16 protein-coding genes and 1 riboswitch are annotated in these 17937 nt (G+C 69.7%); of the genes, 11 read left to right on the forward strand and 5 right to left on the reverse strand.

What is annotated here, in order from left to right; all coding sequences use genetic code 11:
* A partial coding sequence (locus ACIP4Y_RS29355) for a sigma factor-like helix-turn-helix DNA-binding protein (protein ID WP_401390687.1) occupies nucleotides 1-126 on the forward strand: 126 nt, incomplete at its 5' end.
* Between the two features lie 28 nt (nucleotides 127-154).
* Here the strand turns inward: ACIP4Y_RS29355 and ACIP4Y_RS29360 are convergent.
* The 4 genes from ACIP4Y_RS29360 to gcvT all read right to left on the reverse strand — a co-directional run bounded on the left by ACIP4Y_RS29360 (nucleotide 155) and on the right by gcvT (nucleotide 4532).
* Nucleotides 155-1522 (reverse strand): L-serine ammonia-lyase, encoded by a 1368-nt coding sequence (locus ACIP4Y_RS29360; protein ID WP_401398747.1) that lies wholly within the window; start codon nucleotides 1520-1522, stop codon nucleotides 155-157.
* Between the two features lie 102 nt (nucleotides 1523-1624).
* Entirely contained in the window at nucleotides 1625-2893 is a 1269-nt protein-coding gene (glyA, locus tag ACIP4Y_RS29365) for a serine hydroxymethyltransferase (protein WP_401398748.1), read from the reverse strand.
* 14 nt (nucleotides 2894-2907) lie between these two features.
* Complete coding sequence (gcvH, locus tag ACIP4Y_RS29370) at nucleotides 2908-3285, reverse strand: glycine cleavage system protein GcvH (protein WP_358636076.1); 378 nt, start codon at nucleotides 3283-3285, stop codon at nucleotides 2908-2910.
* 119 nt (nucleotides 3286-3404) lie between these two features.
* Nucleotides 3405-4532 (reverse strand): glycine cleavage system aminomethyltransferase GcvT, encoded by a 1128-nt coding sequence (gene gcvT, locus ACIP4Y_RS29375; RefSeq protein WP_358636078.1) that lies wholly within the window; start codon nucleotides 4530-4532, stop codon nucleotides 3405-3407.
* A gap of 156 nt (nucleotides 4533-4688) precedes the next feature.
* Nucleotides 4689-4793, reverse strand: a riboswitch (glycine riboswitch).
* Between the two features lie 177 nt (nucleotides 4794-4970).
* On the opposite strand from gcvT, the gene ACIP4Y_RS29380 reads away from it, so the two are divergent.
* The 10 genes from ACIP4Y_RS29380 to ACIP4Y_RS29425 all read left to right on the forward strand — a co-directional run bounded on the left by ACIP4Y_RS29380 (nucleotide 4971) and on the right by ACIP4Y_RS29425 (nucleotide 16642).
* Nucleotides 4971-5639, forward strand: a complete 669-nt coding sequence (locus ACIP4Y_RS29380; RefSeq protein WP_401398749.1) for an AAA family ATPase — start codon at nucleotides 4971-4973, stop codon at nucleotides 5637-5639.
* Nucleotides 5640-5705: 66 nt separating this feature from the next.
* Nucleotides 5706-6497, forward strand: coding sequence for an enhanced serine sensitivity protein SseB (locus ACIP4Y_RS29385; RefSeq protein WP_401398750.1), 792 nt, complete (start codon nucleotides 5706-5708; stop codon nucleotides 6495-6497).
* 197 nt (nucleotides 6498-6694) lie between these two features.
* Nucleotides 6695-7480, forward strand: coding sequence for an enhanced serine sensitivity protein SseB C-terminal domain-containing protein (locus tag ACIP4Y_RS29390; RefSeq protein ID WP_401398918.1), 786 nt, complete (start codon nucleotides 6695-6697; stop codon nucleotides 7478-7480).
* A 360-nt stretch (nucleotides 7481-7840) separates the two neighbouring features.
* The gene (locus ACIP4Y_RS29395; RefSeq protein ID WP_401398751.1) at nucleotides 7841-8839 is read left to right on the forward strand and encodes an ABC transporter permease; all 999 of its coding nucleotides are present in this window, start codon (nucleotides 7841-7843) and stop codon (nucleotides 8837-8839) included.
* A 34-nt stretch (nucleotides 8840-8873) separates the two neighbouring features.
* Nucleotides 8874-10646 (forward strand): ABC transporter substrate-binding protein, encoded by a 1773-nt coding sequence (locus tag ACIP4Y_RS29400; RefSeq protein WP_401398752.1) that lies wholly within the window; start codon nucleotides 8874-8876, stop codon nucleotides 10644-10646.
* 72 nt (nucleotides 10647-10718) lie between these two features.
* On the forward strand, nucleotides 10719-11726 hold the full coding sequence (locus ACIP4Y_RS29405) for an ABC transporter permease (RefSeq protein WP_358636090.1): 1008 nt from the start codon (nucleotides 10719-10721) through the stop codon (nucleotides 11724-11726).
* Nucleotides 11723-12814, forward strand: a complete 1092-nt coding sequence (locus tag ACIP4Y_RS29410; protein WP_401398753.1) for an ABC transporter ATP-binding protein — start codon at nucleotides 11723-11725, stop codon at nucleotides 12812-12814. The genes ACIP4Y_RS29405 and ACIP4Y_RS29410 overlap by 4 nt, the downstream gene beginning before the upstream one ends.
* Nucleotides 12811-14445 (forward strand): ABC transporter ATP-binding protein, encoded by a 1635-nt coding sequence (locus tag ACIP4Y_RS29415; protein WP_401398754.1) that lies wholly within the window; start codon nucleotides 12811-12813, stop codon nucleotides 14443-14445. Before ACIP4Y_RS29410 ends, ACIP4Y_RS29415 begins: the two co-directional genes overlap by 4 nt.
* 98 nt (nucleotides 14446-14543) lie before the next feature.
* The gene (locus ACIP4Y_RS29420; protein ID WP_401398755.1) at nucleotides 14544-15935 is read left to right on the forward strand and encodes a M1 family metallopeptidase; all 1392 of its coding nucleotides are present in this window, start codon (nucleotides 14544-14546) and stop codon (nucleotides 15933-15935) included.
* Between the two features lie 47 nt (nucleotides 15936-15982).
* Nucleotides 15983-16642 carry a trimeric intracellular cation channel family protein gene (locus tag ACIP4Y_RS29425; RefSeq protein WP_358636098.1) on the forward strand — a complete coding sequence of 220 codons (660 nt, stop codon included), beginning with the start codon at nucleotides 15983-15985 and terminating at the stop codon, nucleotides 16640-16642.
* Here ACIP4Y_RS29425 and ACIP4Y_RS29430 read toward each other — a convergent pair.
* Complete coding sequence (locus ACIP4Y_RS29430) at nucleotides 16551-17801, reverse strand: alpha/beta hydrolase (protein WP_401398756.1); 1251 nt, start codon at nucleotides 17799-17801, stop codon at nucleotides 16551-16553. The two genes, ACIP4Y_RS29425 and ACIP4Y_RS29430, sit on opposite strands and share 92 nt — an antisense overlap.
* Nucleotides 17802-17937 lie beyond the last annotated feature (136 nt).

Genomic DNA, 17937 nt, shown 5'->3' on the forward strand with positions numbered 1-17937 from the left:
CGGTTCGTCGAGGAACTCACCCAGGCCCAGATCGGCGAACGGCTCGGCGTCTCCCAGATGCACGTCTCCCGGCTGATCACGCGTCTGCTGGCCCGCCTGCGCGAAGGCATGCTCAGCACCACCTGAGAGGCGGGCGGCCCGGGGGCCCGGAGCGTCAGCACTCGATGATGTTCACCGCGAGCCCGCCCCGGGCCGTCTCCTTGTACTTGACGCTCATGTCCGCGCCGGTGTCCTTCATCGTCTTGATGACCTTGTCCAGGGACACCTTGTGCGAGCCGTCGCCGCGCATCGCCATCTTCGCGGCCGTGACTGCCTTCACCGCGGCCATGCCGTTGCGCTCGATGCACGGGATCTGGACCAGGCCGCCGACCGGGTCGCAAGTCAGGCCGAGGTTGTGCTCCATGCCGATCTCGGCCGCGTTCTCCACCTGCTCGGGAGAGCCGCCGAGGACCTCGGCGAGGGCGCCCGCGGCCATGGAGCAGGCGGAGCCCACCTCGCCCTGGCAGCCGACCTCGGCCCCGGAGATGGAGGCGTTCTCCTTGAAGAGCATGCCGATCGCACCGGCGGCCAGCAGGAAGCGGACCACTCCGTCCTCGTCGGCGCCGGGGACGAAGTTGATGTAGTAGTGCAGGACCGCCGGGATGATGCCGGCCGCGCCGTTGGTGGGAGCGGTGACGACCCGGCCGCCGGCCGCGTTCTCCTCGTTCACCGCCATCGCGTAGAGCGTGATCCACTCCATGGCGTGCGCCAGCGGGTCGCCCTCGGCGCGCAGCTGGCGGGCGGATACGGCGGCGCGGCGGCGGACCTTCAGGCCGCCGGGCAGGATGCCCTCGCGGGACATGCCCCGCTGCACGCACTCCCGCATCACGCGCCAGATCTCCAGCAGGCCGGCCCGGATCTCGTCCTCGGTGCGCCAGGCCCGCTCGTTCTCCAGCATCAGCGAGGAGATCGACAGGCCGGTCTCCTTCGTCAGGCGGAGCAGCTCGTCGCCGGTGCGGAACGGGTACTTCAGGACCGTGTCGTCCAGCACGATCCGGTCCGCGCCCACCGCGTCCTCGTCCACGACGAAACCGCCGCCGACCGAGTAGTACGTCTTCGACAGCAGCTCGGCGCCCTCGGCGTCGTACGCCCGGACCGTCATGCCGTTGGCGTGGTACGGCAGGGCCTTGCGGCGGTGCAGGACCAGGTCGTCGTCGAAGGAGAACGGGATCTCGTGCTCGCCGAGCACCTTCAGCCGGCCCGCGGCCTTGATCGTCTCCACCCGGTCGTCGGCGGTCTCCACGTCCACCGTGCGCGGCGAGGCGCCCTCCAGGCCGAGCAGCACCGCCTTCGGGGTGCCGTGGCCGTGGCCGGTCGCGCCGAGCGAGCCGTACAGCTCGCAGCGCAGGGACGCGACCGAGCCGAGCAGGTCCTCGTTGCGCAGCCGGCGGGCGAACATGCGCGCGGCGCGCATCGGGCCGACCGTGTGGGAGCTGGACGGGCCGATGCCGATCGAGAACAGGTCGAAGACCGAGATGGCCACGGGTGACTCCTCAATACGGGTGGTGCACAAAAGGTGGTACAGGGGCGCGGGCACCGCGCACACCGGTACATCCAGTGTGCGCGGTGCCCCGCGAAAGGTGACTTACTTGTTCAGACCCGCGTACAGCGGGTGCTTGTCGGCGAGCGCCTTCACGCGCGCCTTGAGGGCCTCGGCGTCGTAGGACGGCTTCAGCGCCTCGGCGATCACGTCCGCGACCTCGGCGAAGTCCTCGGTCGTGAAGCCGCGGGTGGCCAGGGCCGGCGTACCGATGCGCAGACCCGAGGTGACCATCGGCGGGCGCGGGTCGTTCGGGACGGCGTTGCGGTTGACCGTGATGCCGACCTTGTGGAGGCGGTCCTCGGCCTGCTGACCGTCCAGCTCGCTCTCGCGCAGGTCGACCAGGATGAGGTGCACGTCGGTGCCGCCGGACAGCACGTTCACCCCGGCCTCACGGGCGTCCGGAGCCGTCAGGCGCTCGGCGAGGATGCGGGCACCCTCCACCGTACGGCGCTGGCGCTCCTTGAACTCCTGGGAGGCGGCGACCTTGAAGGAGACCGCCTTCGCCGCGATCACGTGCTCCAGGGGACCGCCCTGGAAGCCCGGGAAGACGGCCGAGTTCAGCTTCTTCGCGAAGTCCTTGCCGCGCGCCAGGATGATGCCGCCGCGCGGGCCGCCCAGCGTCTTGTGGGTGGTGGAGGTGACCACGTCGGCGTACGGCACCGGGTTCGCGTGCAGACCCGCCGCGACCAGGCCCGCGAAGTGCGCCATGTCCACCCACAGGTAGGCCTCGACCTCGTCGGCGATCCGGCGGAACTCGGCGAAGTCCAGCTCCCGCGGGTACGCCGACCAGCCCGCGATGATCACCTTCGGGCGGTGCTCCTTGGCGAGCCGCTCCACCTCGGCCATGTCGACCAGGCCGGTCCCGGCGTCCACGTGGTAGGCGACCACGTTGAACTGCTTGCCGGAGAAGTTCAGCCGCATCCCGTGGGTCAGGTGGCCGCCGTGCGCCAGGTCCAGGCCGAGGATGGTGTCCCCGGGCTGGGCCAGCGCGAACAGCGCCGCCTGGTTGGCGGAGGCGCCGGAGTGGGGCTGCACGTTGGCGTACTCGGCGCCGAACAGCTCCTTGACCCGGTCGATGGCGATCTGCTCGGCGACGTCGACGTGCTCGCAGCCGCCGTAGTAGCGGCGGCCCGGGTAGCCCTCGGCGTACTTGTTGGTCAGCACCGAGCCCTGGGCCTCCATCACCGCGAGCGGCGCGAAGTTCTCGGAGGCGATCATCTCCAGGGTCGACTGCTGGCGGTCCAGCTCGGCGTCGACCGCGGCGGCGATCTCCGGGTCCAGCTCGTGCAGGGGCGTGTTCAGAACAGTCACAGGGCTACGACTCCTCAGCCGGCGGAAAAGGCGGTGTACTCGTCGGCGGAGAGCAGGTCGGCCGGCTCCTCCGCGACGCGTACCTTGAACAGCCAGCCGCCCTCGAAGGGGGCGGAGTTCACCAGCGACGGGTCGTTGACGACGTCCTCGTTGACCTCGGTGACCTCGCCGGTGACCGGCGAGTACAGGTCGGAGACCGACTTCGTCGACTCCAGCTCGCCGCAGGTCTCGCCCGCGGACACGGTGGTGCCGACCTCGGGAAGCTGGACGAACACGACGTCACCGAGCGCGTTGGCCGCGTGCTCCGTGATGCCGACCGTCGCGACGCCGTCCTCGGCGGCCGACAGCCACTCGTGCTCCTTGCTGTAGCGCAGCTGCTGGGGGTTGCTCATGGCCTGAATTCTCCTGTACGCGGGGGAGTGCTGATGAATGGGGGACTGCTGAGAACGTGCGCGAGCAGCGCTGATGTGCCCGACGTCACGTTCCGGCACGACGCGGGGCTACGACGGTGTCACTTCTGGCGCTTGTAGAACGGCAGCGCCACGACCTCGTACGGCTCGTGGGTGCCCCGGATGTCCACGCCGACGCCCTCGGTGCCCGGCGCCGCGTGCGCCGCGTCGACGTAGGCCATGGCGATCGGCTTGCCCAGGGTGGGGGACGGGGCACCGGAGGTGACCTCGCCGATCACCTCGCCGCCGGCGACGACGGCGTACCCGGCGCGCGGCACCCTGCGGCCCTCGGCGACCAGGCCGACCAGCACCCGCGGCGGGTTCTCCTGAGCCCGGGCGGCGGCCTCGGCGAGCGCCTCGCGGCCCACGAAGTCGCCCTCCTTGTCGAACTTCACCACCCGGCCGAGCCCGGCGTCGAAGGGGGTCAGCTCGCGGGTCAGCTCGTGCCCGTACAGCGGCATGCCCGCCTCCAGGCGCAGCGTGTCCCGGCAGGACAGCCCGCACGGGACCAGACCGGCGCCCTCGCCGGCCTTGGTCAGCGCCTGCCACAGCTCGACGGCGTGCTCCGGCTTCACGAACAGCTCGAAGCCGTCCTCGCCGGTGTAGCCGGTGCGGGCGATCAGCGCGGGGACGCCGGCGACCGTGCCGGGCAGGCCCGCGTAGTACTTCAGGCCGTCCAGGTCGGCGTCGGTGAGCGACTTCAGGATGCCGGGGGACTCCGGGCCCTGGACGGCGATCAGCGCGTACGCGTCCCGGTCGTCACGGACCTCGGCGTCGAAACCGGACGCCCGCTCGGTGAGCGCGTCCAGCACCACCTGGGCGTTGGAGGCGTTGGCCACCACCATGTACTCGGTCTCGGCCAGGCGGTAGACGATCAGGTCGTCCAGGATGCCGCCGTCGGCCTGGCAGATCATGGTGTAGCGGGCGCGGCCGACGCCGACGGAGGCGATGTTGCCGACCAGGGCGTGGTTCAGCAGCGCGGCGGCCTCGGTGCCGGTGACGGTGATCTCACCCATGTGGGAGAGGTCGAACAGTCCGGCCCGGGTGCGCACGGCGAGGTGCTCGTCGCGCTCGGAGCCGTAGCGCAGGGGCATGTCCCAGCCGGCGAAGTCGGTCATCGTCGCACCGAGCGAACGATGCACGGCATCGAGCGCGGTGTGGCGCAGCTCAGTGGGTTCGGTACTGCTCATCGGTCGGTCGTCTCCCAGGGAACAGGGATGGGGCGAGGAACGTTCCTCCCCATCTGTCATCGGAACCTGAGAGGTTCGCCACGACCGCCACAGGGACGATCAGGGCTTGCACCTTGGGTGGAGCCACTGTCACAGCGGCCCGCTTTTCAGATGTGCCTCGCCCGCGCGGTAACGGGGCCTGAGAGATTCAAGGGAGGGACTTGCTCCTTCGGCGCCCCAGCGGCACAGACGTACGGCTGGGAACTCTCCCGCGCGGATTCAAACGGCCGGTATGCAGTTGGCGCGCACATCATTGCACGCCGCACCGCGGCCAGCCAGAGCGCGCTGCTTGTGACCGACCTGTGGCACTACGCACACGAAGCGCCGACCGTTGCCCATTACCTTCTCTTTACATACAACGGGGATGGGACGACCGAGCCCACTGGGAGGACGATCACGGTGAACAGGACCTCGGCCTACGCCACCGACGCCGGCATCGCGGTGCCGAAGCCGCCCTCCGCCCTGGCCCGCCGGCGCGGCGCCGACCGGCCCGCCCCGGTCGTCCGCGACCTGCGCGACCGCGCCGGCCGCAGCCCGCACGCCCTGCTCTTCGGCCCCCGCGACCTGGTGGTGATCACCGGGCTGCCCGGCAGCGGCAAGTCCACCCTGATGCACCGCGCTGTCACCGGCCACCGCATCGACTCCCAGGACGCCCGCGACCGCTGGGCGGCCCGCGTCCCCCGCCGCCTGCCCTACGCGCTGTACCGCCCACTGGTCCGCCTCGCCCACTACGCCGCCCTGCGCCGCGCCCTGCGCACCGGGGAGGGAGTCGTCGTGCACGACTGCGGCACCCAGGCCTGGGTGCGCGCCTGGCTGGCCCGCGAGGCCCGGCGCCGGGGCGGCACCCTGCACCTGCTCCTGCTGGACGTCAGCCCCGAGACGGCCCGGCAGGGCCAGCACGAGCGCGGCCGGGGCGTGTCCCGCTACGCCTTCCGCCGCCACCGCCGCACCACCGCCCGGCTGCTGCGCGCGGTGGAGAAGGGCGAGCTGCCCGCCGGCTGCGGCGCGGCGGTGCTGCTGGACCGGGACGCGGCGGACGTCCTCAGGCGCGTGGGCTTCACTCGGTGAGGGACTGTCACAGCCACCCGCTAGCCTTCATGCTCACAGCAGTGGTTCCCAGCAGGCGGTAGGCAGATGGACTTCCCGGCGGACTTTCCCGCGGACTTCCCGGCACAGGCGCACCCCCAGCCGCACGGCGGCTGGCCCGGCAACGAGCTGGAGGAGGTGCTGTCGGCCTCCCTCGGCATCCCCTCGGCGGGCGGCCGGATCATCGAGGTCCTCGGCCGCAGCTTCCTGTGGATACCGCTGCCCAACGGCGGGGGCCCGCACAGCGGCCCGCTGGACCTGCCGACCATGGACATCGGCGGCCAGACGTACGTCCCGGTGTTCAGCTCGGAGGAGCAGCTGCGCCAGGCGGCCGGTGCCCACATGTCGTACACCATCGCCCCCGCGGTCGAGTTCGCCCGCGGCCTGCCCCCGCAGGCGGGCATCGCGGTGAACCCGGGCGGTGTGGTCGGCGTTCCGCTGCCGCCCGCGGCCGTGGCCGAACTGTGCCGGGCCGGCCGCACCCCGCTGGACGGTCCCGGCACCGGCGGCCGGGTCCGGCTCTTCGAGCCCGACTGGCAGGACGACCCGGTCGACTTCCTCTCCGCCGCCTCCGCCGAGTTCGCCGGCATCGGCGTGGTGCTCACCGCCCGCCGCTGCCTGGCCGCCATCGAGACGGCCGAACCGGTCATGTTCGTCGGCGTGGAACTCTCCCAGTGGGAGGGCGACGTGCGCACCCTGCCCCTGGACGCCCTGGGCCGTGCCCTCGGCAAAGTCCCGGTCAAGTGGCCGGTCAACCTGATCCTCATGGACGTGGCGGACGACCCGGTCTCCGACTGGCTGAAGACGAACGTGCGGCCGTTCTACCAATACGGCCACTGAACGCACCGAAGGGGCACGGGGCTGCATTCGACATGCGGCTCCGCCGCGGGGGCGCGACAACCCACCGCACACCCGGGCCCGCGCACGGACAGAGGGCCCCGGGCTGCCAGGCGCTTAAGCTGTCTTTGAACGCGGGGCACTGAAAAGAAGGGCCGGTACACCAGGTGAGCGCGAGCCACAGCGGCAGCGTCGAGCACATGCTGCGCCAGGTCACGCCCGGACGCTACGACGCCTACGAGGCCCTGCTCCGCGCCCTCGCCACCCCCTCCTCCGGCCAGATCTGGATGCTGCTGTGGCACGGCCAGGCCGGCTCCCCGGACGCCCAGTACGGGAACATGGAGGTCGACGGCTTCCACTACGCCCCCTGCGTCACCTCCGCCCAGGAGCTGTCGGCCAGCGGCTGGAACCGCTCCTACGAAGTGGTCGACGGCCTGGACGTGGCCCGCACCCTCTACCCCGACCACTACGGCCTCTGGCTCAACCCGCACGCCCCGGGCGGCGGTGTCGGCATCCCCTGGCTGGATCTGCGCCGCATCGCCACCGGCCTGGACCGCCAGCCCGCCGGCCCGCTGCGCCTGTCCGAACCCGGCATCGAGATCCCCCAGTTCTACGCCCTGCTCGCGCAGAACGCGCACCGCACGCCCGCGCTCCGCTCGCTGCGCCGCGCCTGGGTGCAGCCCGCGCTCGGGGCGCCGTACCTCGTCATCGGCCTGGACGTGTACGACACCTCGCCGGCCGCGGTGGACTCGGTGCGCGCGATGATGCAGCAGTCCATCGGCGCGGTCCCGGAGGGGCTGCCGGTGTCGACGGTCGCGATGAGTGACGACTACGACCCGGTGGTGATGTGGATGCGATCCAACGCGCGCCCCTTCTACGACCGCGAGGCCCACGTGCCCGCGCCGCAGCCCCAGCTCCAGGCGCCGGTCCCGCCGCAGGCCCCGGCCGGCGGGTACGGCTACCCACCGGCGCACGGCGGCTACTGATCCGGACGGGTCCACCGGGCCGACGGCAGGCTTCCGGGAGTGGATCGCAGAATTCACACCGCCGACACACTTCTGCGCGCGTAGACATCGCCCGATTGTCCCGAGCCGCGCAGAAATCACCGTTCTGTCCCAACTGGGCCGCGTCCGAGGGCCGTTACCCACTGTTCGGATAACGGAATCCCCCGGACTGCATCACGGTTGCGCATACTTTCGCCGCCAGCTCTGGCGGGTGATCGCAGCGACGCTGAAGACTCCCGACTCAGACATGAGGTCGAGACCTCATGCTCGATGGCAAGTCGACAAAGCCGCAATCCGCGGCAGGCGCAGGCCGGTCACCACCGGCGAGAGGGGTCGCTCACCGTGACCGCACCGATCGAGACCACCGGGGCGGCAGCCGAGGTACAGCCGGAGGCTGTGCTGGAGGGTGCCGGTAAGGGGCAGATCGAGGGTCGTTCCCTGGGCCAGATCGCCTGGACCCGGTTCAAGAAGGACAGGGTGGCCGTCGCGGGCGGCGTCATCGTGATCCTGCTGATCCTCCTCGCCGTCCTCTCGCGGCCCATCCAGGCCCTGCTCGGGCTCGACCCCAACGCCTTCAACCAGGACCTGATCGACCCCAACACCTCCCTTCCCCAGGGCAGTTGGGGCGGCATGAGCGCGGACCACCCGCTCGGCGTGGACCCGAAGTTCGGCCGGGACCTCGCCACCCGCATCCTGGAGGGCTCCTGGGTGTCGCTGGTGGTCGCCTTCGGCGCCACCATCCTGTCCAACGTGATCGGCGCCGTCATGGGTGTCATCGCGGGCTACTACGGCGGGCGGGTCGACTCGATCATCAGCCGGCTGATGGACACCTTCCTCGCCTTCCCCCTCCTGCTCTTCGCGATCGCCATCTCCGCCACCCTGCAGGGCGGCGCGTTCGGTCTCAACGGGCTGCCGCTCCACCTGAGCGTGCTGATCTTCGTCATCGGCTTCTTCAACTGGCCCTACCTGGGCCGCATCGTCCGGGGCCAGACGCTCGCCCTGCGCGAGCGCGAGTTCGTCGACGCGTCCCGGGGCATGGGCGCCAAGGCCCCGTACATCCTGTTCCGGGAGCTGATGCCCAACCTGGTCGGCCCGATCATCGTCTACTCGACGCTGCTCATCCCGACCAACATCCTCTTCGAGGCGTCCCTGAGCTTCCTCGGCGTCGGCATCCAGCCCCCGCAGGCGTCCTGGGGCGGCATGCTCCGTGAGGCGGTCACCTTCTACCAGGTCGACCCCATGTTCATGATCGTCCCTGGTCTCGCCATCTTCGTGACCGTCCTGGCCTTCAACCTGCTCGGTGACGGTCTCCGCGATGCTCTCGACCCGCGCAGCCGCTGACGCCTGCCGCAGAGAGCCCGAAAAGTTTCCAACTATGGAGGGGAAAGCGCCCATCATGCGAAGGTCAGCGCTGGCCGCGATCGCGGCCGTCGGCTCCGCCAGCCTGCTTCTTGCGGGTTGCAGCAAGGCCGATGACAACAAGAACGAGAACGGCACCAAGTCGGCCGGGGCCAACGCCGCGACCAAGGGCGTCGTCAACGCGTCCGACAAGAAGGGCGGCACGCTCACCTACGAGCTGTCCGACGTCCCGGACTCGTTCGACCCCGGCAACACGTACTACGCGTACATGTACAACCTCAGCCGGCTGTGGGCCCGCCCGCTGATGACCTTCAAGCCCGGCCCCGGCGAGGAGGGCAACGCCCTCGTCCCGGACCTCGCCGCGAGCAAGGGCGTCCCGAGCGACGGCGGCAAGACCTGGACGTACAAGCTGCGTCCGGGCCTGAAGTACGACGACGGTTCGCCGATCACCTCGAAGGACGTCAAGTACGCCGTCGAGCGCTCGAACTTCGCGCGTGACGTGCTTTCCCTCGGCCCGAACTACTTCCAGCAGTTCCTGGCCGGCGGCGACAAGTACAAGGGTCCGTACAAGGACAAGAGCGACAAGGGCCTGTCCTCCATCGAGACGCCGGACGACACCACGGTCGTCTTCCACCTGAAGCAGGCCTTCCAGGAGTTCGACTACCTGGTCGCCGCCCCGCAGACGGCCCCGGTGCCCAAGGCGAAGGACACGGGCGTCGACTACGTCAAGCACATCGTCTCCTCGGGCTCGTACAAGTTCCAGAGCTACGAGGACGGCCAGCAGGCCGTCCTCGTCCGCAACGAGAACTGGGACGCCAAGACGGACCCGCTGCGCAAGCAGCTGCCGGACAAGATCGTCGTCAAGCTGAAGGTCAACCCGGAGACGATCGACAAGGACGTCCTCGCGGGCGACGCGATCGACCTCGGCGGCACCGGTGTCCAGGCCGCGACGCAGGCCCAGGTGGTCACCGACCCGTCGAAGAAGGCCAACACGGACAACACCTACGGTGGCCGTCTGGTCTACCTGGCGATCAACACCACGGTCGCGCCGTTCGACAAGGTCGAGTGCCGCAAGGCCGTCCAGTACGCCATCGACAAGGTCTCTGTGCAGACCGCCGAGGGCGGCCCCATCCGCGGTGAGATCGCCTCCACCGTCCTGCCGCCGGACATCCCGGGCTACGCGCAGTCCGACGTCTACGCGACCGACGGCCACAAGGGTGACGTCGCCAAGGCCAAGGAGCAGCTGAAGGCCTGCGGCAAGTCGTCGATCTCGACGAACATCTCGGCCCGTTCGGACCGTCCGCAGGAGATCGACGCCGCCACGGCGATCATCGCCTCGCTGAAGAAGGTCGGCATCAACGCCACCCTCAAGCAGTACCCGTCCGGCAAGTACTTCACCGACTACGCGGGCGTGCCGAAGTTCACCAAGAAGCAGAACATCGGCCTGGAGATGATGCAGTGGGGCGCCGACTGGCCGTCCGGCTACGGCTTCCTGCAGCAGATCCTCAACGGCAAGGCGATCAGCCAGTCCGGTAACACCAACCTGTCGCAGTACGACAACAAGGACGTCAACGCTCTGCTGAGCAAGGCGATCGGCACTCAGGACAACACCGAGCGCAACAGCCTCTACACGCAGATCGACAAGAAGACCATGGACGACGCCGTCCTCGTTCCGCTGACCTACTTCAAGGTCCTGCTGGCCCGCCCGCAGAACTACACCAACCTGGTCTCCACGGCGGCCTTCAGCGGTCAGTACGACTACCTCAACATCGGCGTCGCGTCGAAGTAGCAGCCCCGGAAGGCAGGTGAAGGCATTGGTGCCCGCGGGCTTCGCGGCCCGCGGGCACCAGCGCCGGTCCCCGTGATCTCGTACATCCTCCGCCGGACGTTCGCAGCAGTGATCCTGCTGCTGGTCGTCTCCGCGGTCACCTTTGCCATCTTCTTCCTGCTGCCACGGCTCGCCGGCCAGACAGCGGACCAGCTGGCGCAGCAGTACATCGGCAAGAGCCCGTCGCAGGCGGACATCGCCGCGGTCAAGCACAACCTCGGTCTGGACCAGCCCGTCTACGTCCAGTACTGGCACTTCATCAAGGGGATCGTGGCCGGCGCCGACTACAACGTCGGCCCCACTACGGTGCACTGCAACGCGCCGTGCTTCGGCTACTCCTTCAAGACCCACGAGGCGGTCTGGCCGCAGCTCACCGGCCGGCTCCCGGTCACCATCTCGCTGGCCGTCGGTGCCGCCGTGCTGTGGGTGCTGTCGGGCGTCGCGATCGGTGTGGTCTCCGCGCTGAAGCCCCGTTCGTTCTTCGACCGTGCCTTCATGGGTGTCGCGCTCGCCGGTGTCTCGCTCCCCATGTTCTTCACGGGCAACCTGGCGCTCCTGCTCTTCACCTACCAGTGGCCGATCTTCGGCACCACGTACGTCCCGTTCACCGAGAACCCCTCGCAGTGGGCCAACACCCTCTTCCCGGCGTGGTGTTCACTCGCCCTGCTGTACTCCGCCATCTATGCGCGGCTCACCCGCTCGGGCATGCTGGAGACGATGAACGAGGACTTCATCCGCACGGCCCGTGCCAAGGGTCTGCGCGAGCGCAACGTCGTGGTCCGGCACGGACTGCGCGCGGCCCTCACCCCGATCATCACCGTCTTCGGCATGGACCTCGGTCTGCTGCTCGGCGGCGCCCTGATCACCGAGTACGTCTTCTCGCTGCACGGCATCGGCGAGTACGCGGTGAAGGCCATCACCGACAACGACCTGCCCCCCATCCTCGGCGTGACCCTGCTCGCCGCCTTCTTCGTCGTGATCGCAAATCTCCTGGTGGACGTGCTCTACGCCGCCGCCGACCCGCGGGTGAGGCTCTCGTGACCGAACTCTCCAAGACCGGCGCGGCCGTGGGCGAGCCCACGCCCGCCAAGGCATCCGAGGCCTTCCTGGAGGTCCGTGACCTCAAGGTGCACTTCCCGACCGACGACGGCCTGGTCAAGTCCGTCGACGGCCTCAGCTTCTCGCTGGAGAAGGGCAGGACCCTCGCCATCGTCGGCGAGTCCGGCTCAGGCAAGTCGGTCACCTCGCAGGCCATCATGGGCCTGCACCGGCTCGGCACCCGCGGCAAGAACGTGCAGATGTCCGGCGAGATCTGGCTGGACGGCAAGGAACTGGTCAGCGCCGCCCCGGACGAGGTGCGCAAGCTCCGCGGCCGCGAGATGGCGATGATCTTCCAGGACCCGCTGTCGGCGATGCACCCGTACTACAAGGTCGGCGACCAGATCGTCGAGGCCTACCGGGTGCACCACGACGTCAGCAAGAAGGTCGCCCGCGCGCGGGCCATCGAGATGCTCGACCGGGTCGGCATCCCCGAGCCGGCCAAGCGTATCGACGGCTACCCGCACGAGTTCTCCGGCGGTATGCGCCAGCGCGCCATGATCGCCATGGCGCTGGTGAACAACCCCGAGCTGCTCATCGCGGACGAGCCGACCACCGCCCTCGACGTGACCGTCCAGGCGCAGATCCTCGACCTGATCCGGGACCTGCAGAAGGAGTTCGGCTCCGCCGTCATCATGATCACCCACGACCTCGGCGTGGTCGCCGAGATCGCCGACGACGTCCTCGTGATGTACGGCGGCCGGTGCGTGGAGCGCGGTCCGGCCGGCGAGGTCTTCGAACAGCCGCAGCACCCCTACACCTGGGGCCTGCTCGGCTCGATGCCCCGCATCGACCGCGAGACCTCCGAGCGGCTCATCCCGGTCAAGGGTTCCCCGCCGAGCCTCATCAACGTCCCCTCGGGCTGCGCCTTCCACCCGCGCTGCCCCTACGCGGACATCCCCAAGGGGGACGTCACCCGCACGGTGCGCCCCGAGCTGGAGCAGGTGAGCACCGGGCACTGGTCCGCCTGCCACCTCCCGACCGAGGACCGCCAGCGGATCTGGACCGAAGAGATTGCGCCGAAGCTGTGAGTGAGACCAAGAAGACGGACGAGGCTGTGATCCCGCAGCAGGCGTCGGCAGCCGAAGGCTCCGCGGACCGCGAGGTGCTGCTCAAGGTCGAGGGCCTGACCAAGCACTTCCCAATCAAGAAGGGCATCCTGCAGCGCCAGGTCGGCGCCGTGAAGGCCGTCGACGGCATCGACTTCGAGGTGCGCAAGGGCGAGACCCTGGGCGTGGTCGGCGAGTCGGGCTGCGGCAAGTCGACCATGGGCCGGGTCATCACCCGTCTCCAGGACCCGACCAGCGGGAAGATCAGCTTCGAGGGCCGGGACATCACGCGGCTGGGCACCGGGCAGATGCGCCCGCTGCGCCGCGACATCCAGATGATCTTCCAGGACCCGTACGGCTCCCTGAACCCCCGGCACACCATCGGCTCCATCGTCTCGGCGCCCTTCCGGCTCCAGGGCGTGGAGCCCGAGGGCGGGGTGAAGAAGGAGGTCCAGCGGCTCCTGGAGCTGGTCGGTCTCAGCCCCGAGCACTACAACCGCTACCCGCACGAGTTCTCCGGCGGTCAGCGCCAGCGCATCGGCATCGCCCGCGCGCTCGCCCTGAAGCCGAAGCTGGTGGTGGCGGACGAGCCGGTCTCCGCGCTGGACGTGTCGATCCAGGCGCAGGTCGTGAACCTCATGGACGACCTCCAGCAGGAACTCGGCCTGACCTACGTGATCATCGCGCACGACCTCTCGGTCGTCCGGCACGTCTCGGACCGGATCGCCGTGATGTACCTCGGCAAGATCGTGGAACTCGCCGACCGCACCTCGCTGTACGAGTCGCCGATGCACCCGTACACCAAGGCGCTGATGTCCGCGGTGCCGGTGCCGGACCCCAAGCGCCGGGGCCAGAAGAGCGAGCGCATCCTGCTCCGCGGCGACGTGCCCTCGCCGATCGCCCCGCCCTCCGGCTGCCGTTTCCACACGCGGTGCTGGAAGGCGACGCAGATCTGCAAGACGACCGAGCCGCAGCTCGTCGAGCTGAGGCCCGGTCAGCGGGTGGCCTGCCACCACCCGGAGAACTTCGAGGACCAGGCCCCGCAGGACACGGTCCTGCTGACGGCGGCGAAGGAGGCGTCGGAGCTGGTACCGGACGCGGTGCTCGCCGCGGGTTCTGCCGAGAAGGAACCGGTGTCGGAGAAGGCGACGGCTGCCGAGAAGGCGACGGCCGCCGAGGAGACGGCGGCTGCTGCAGCGGCGGCGGTCTCCGAGAAGGCGGCGGCTTCCGAGGAGAAGGCCACCTCCGAGGGGAAGGTGACTTCCGGCAAGGCGGCTTCCGACGAAGAGGCTTCCACCGAAGAGGCGGCCTCCGAAGAAGAGACGGCTTCTGAGGAAGAGGCTTCCGATGAGGAGGCGGCTTCCGAGGCGGCGGCTTCCGAAGAAGTGGCGGATTCCGGTGTGAAGACCGGTCCCGGCGCGAAGGTCTCGGCCGAGAAGGCCGCGCCCGGGGCGGACGCCCCCGCGGAGGAGCCCACCGCCGCCACCGGTGCCGCGGCCGACGCCCCCGCGGAGGGTTCGGGTGGCACCGAGGCCGTCGCCGAGGAGACCGGCCGCGCGGCCGAGGCCGGCAAGGCGTCCGGCGCCGACTCCCAGGAGTCAACCGGCAAGTAGCACATGACGACTAGGCAAAGTCATGTACATGCCCGTACGGGAGAGTGAAGAGTCGTCCGTGTCCGACCGCTGATCGGCACGCTCGAAAGGGACGACACATGGGACTCTCCCGTTCGGCACGTCTGGGGGCTGTCGCCACCGCGGCAGCCTCCTTCCTCGTCATCGCCGCCTCCTCCGCCCCCACCCCCGGCGCCCCCGGCATCGGCGACCCCTACTTCCCCCGGCTGGGCAACGGCGGCTTCGACGCCCGCCACTACGACCTGGACATCGCCTACGCCCCGGACACCGGCCGCCTGGACGGCCGTACGACCCTCACGGCACGCGCCACCCAGAAGCTCTCCTCCTTCGACCTCGACCTTCAGCAGCTGGAGGTCACCGATGTCCAGGTCGACGGCAGACCCGCGCGGTTCACGCGCGACGGCGACGAGATCACCGTCACCCCGCGCCATCCGCTCGCCAGGGGACGGGTCTTCACCGTCTCCGTGACCTACGGCGGCATACCGCAGGCCCTCGGCGGGCCGATCATCTTCGGTTCCGACTACGGGTGGATGAAGACCCCCGACGGCGTCTTCGTCGCCTGTGAACCCAACGCCGCCTCCACCTGGTTCCCGTCGAGCGATCACCCCGCCGACAAGGCCACCTACGACATCCGGATCAAGGCCCCCCGGGGCCTGACCGGCGTCTCCAACGGCCGGCTGGTGTCGACGTACGACAAGGGCGGCTCGACGTACACCCACTGGCGGGAGTCGAAGCCGATGGCGACCTACCTCGCCACCGCCACCATCGGGAAGTTCGACGTGCGCACCGGGCGTACACCCGGCGGCATCCCGATCTACGTCGCCATCGACCCCGTGCTGAAGAACGGCAACAACGTCGACGTGTACGCCGTCACGGCCGCCGCCACCGACTACTGGTCGCAGGTCTTCGGGCCGTACCCCTTCGAGGAGACCGGCGCGATCGTCGACGACATGCCGGAGGCGGGGTTCTCGCTGGAGGTGCAGAGCAAACCCGCCTACTCGGCCGTGCGCAACGAGACGACCATCGTGCACGAGCTGGCCCACCAGTGGTTCGGCGACTCGGTGAGCGTGGCGCAGTGGAAGGACATCTGGCTCAACGAGGGCTTCGCCACCTACGCCCAGTGGCTGTGGGCCGAGCACCAGGGCACCCGCACCGCGCACGACTCCTTCCTGGCCGGCTACACCTCCCGCCCGGCCGACTCGGCCTTCTGGCAGATCAAGGTCGCCGACCCGCAGCGGGACACCATGTTCGCCTCCGCCGTCTACCAGCGCGGCGCGATGGCGCTCCAGATGCTGCGCGAGCGGATCGGCGACACGGCCTTCTTCAAGCTGCTCCCGGCCTGGACGAAGCTCCACCGGTACGGCAACGCGGACACCGCCGGCTTCATCCGCCTCGCCGAGCGCGTCAGCGGGCAGCAGCTCGACGATCTCTTCGACACCTGGCTGTTCACCACAGGGAAACCCGCGCTGTGAGCCTGGCTTTGTAAGGTTCATGCACTCCGACAGGTGAGAATGTCAGGGTGCAGCTCCAGCAACTCTTCAGTCCCTCCGTCCAGCACACGCTCGATGTCATCGGCATCTTCGTGTTCGCGATCTCCGGCGCCCTGCTGGCCGTCCGGAAGAACTTCGACGTCTTCGGCATCGCCGTGCTCGCCGAGGTCACCGCGCTGGGCGGGGGACTGTTCCGCGACCTGGTCATCGGAGCCGTACCCCCGGCCGCCTTCACGGACCTCGGGTACTTCGTCACCCCGCTGCTCGCCGCGCTCGTCGTCTTCTTCCTGCACCCGCACGTGGAGCGCATCCAGGCGGCGGTGCTCGTCTTCGACGCGGCGGGCCTCGGCCTGTTCTGCGTCAGCGGTACGACCAAGGCGTACAGCTACGGCCTCGGTCTGACCGCGTCGGCGACGCTGGGCCTGGCCACCGCCGTGGGCGGCGGCGTGCTGCGGGACGTGCTGGCCAACGAGGTGCCCTCGCTGCTGCGCTGGGACCGCGACCTGTACGCGGTCCCCGCGATCGTCGGCGCCACGATGGTCGTGCTGTGCATCCGCTACGACGCGCTCAACCCCCTCACCAGCAGTCTCGCGGTCGTCACGGCTTTCGTCCTGCGCCTGCTCGCGATGCGGTTCCACTGGCGAGCGCCGCGTGCGTGGAACCGCCGGTCGACGGTGACGGAGGAGTAGTGGCTCCGGCGACGGACGTGTCCCGGCCCCTGGCGTGGCTCTGGCCCATCTGCAGGGTCAGCCAGCGGAAGACGGTGTCCACCTGCGGACGCCACAGCGCCATGGTGTGACCGCCCGCGCTGCGCGGCAGGAACACCACCCGCACGGTGGTCGGCGCCTTGGCGACGGACTCCAGGGCCATGCCCGCCTGGTAGCCGTCGCCGGACTCGCCGGAGAGGTACAGCGCGATCCGGGGCGGTTCGGCCGCCTTCCGCAGCAGCAGGTAGGGGTTGTTCGCGTCGCGCAGCGCGGGGGTCTGGGCGGCGAGGGAGTTGCGTTCGCCGATCGGGTCGTTGTAGCCGGACATGCTCACCGCGGCCCGGTACCGGTCCGGATGGGCCACGGCCAGCTTGACCGCGCAGTGCGCGCCCGCCGAGTAGCCGGCCACCGCCCAGCCCTGGGGCGCCGGCTGGGCCCGGAAGTTGTCCATGACCATCTTCGGCACGTCGATGCTCAGCCAGGTGTCGGCGTTGACCTGGCCCGGGATGTTGGCGCAGCCGGTGTCCACGCCGGCCAGCAGGTTGGTGCGCGGGGCGACCAGGATGAACGGCGCCACCCGGCCGCTGCGCATCAGCGGCAGCAACTGCTCGTGGGCCTTCATCGAGCCGAACCAGGCCTTGGCGGAGCCGGGGTAGCCCGGCAGCAGTTCCACCACCGGGAACGTGGTGTGGCGGTAGGCCGGTTCGTCGTACTGCGGCGGCAGCCAGACGTACACCTCGGCGTTCACGCCGGAGACCCGGCCCCTGAGCTGGGTGACCCGCACCCCGCCGGCTGCGCGCATGCCGGGCCCGTCGGCGGCCGTGAAGGTCTGTCTCACCTTGGGCAACCGTTTCACCGCGATACCGCCGGTGCCGTCCCGGCCGAGGTCGGTGGCCTGCTGGACGTGGTTGCCGGTGCCGAGCAGGTCGGCCCAGCTGTCGTACAGGTTGTTCTGGTTGTTGACCAGCACGAAGACCAGCGTGACGGCCGTGCCCTGGGCGAACAGCAGCATCAGCACCCGGGCCACGGCACGCAGCGGCTTGGGCCCGCGCATCCGCGACCACAGGACGAGCGGCAGTATCAGGGCGACCACGGACAGCACGACGGTCAGGTAGAGGAACGGAGTCCCGGTGAGGCTCATGTCCCCATAGAGGGAGATCGGCGGGGCGGGGTTGTGGACGTGTCAGGACACTTACCGAGAAATTGCCGGAACCTCACCCGGAGGCCGGATCACGTCATCCGGCCGTCACGCAAAAAGCTACCGCTTAGTAGTTTCC

This window comes from Streptomyces sp. NPDC088810, assembly GCF_044750305.1.
Taxonomy (GTDB): domain Bacteria; phylum Actinomycetota; class Actinomycetes; order Streptomycetales; family Streptomycetaceae; genus Streptomyces.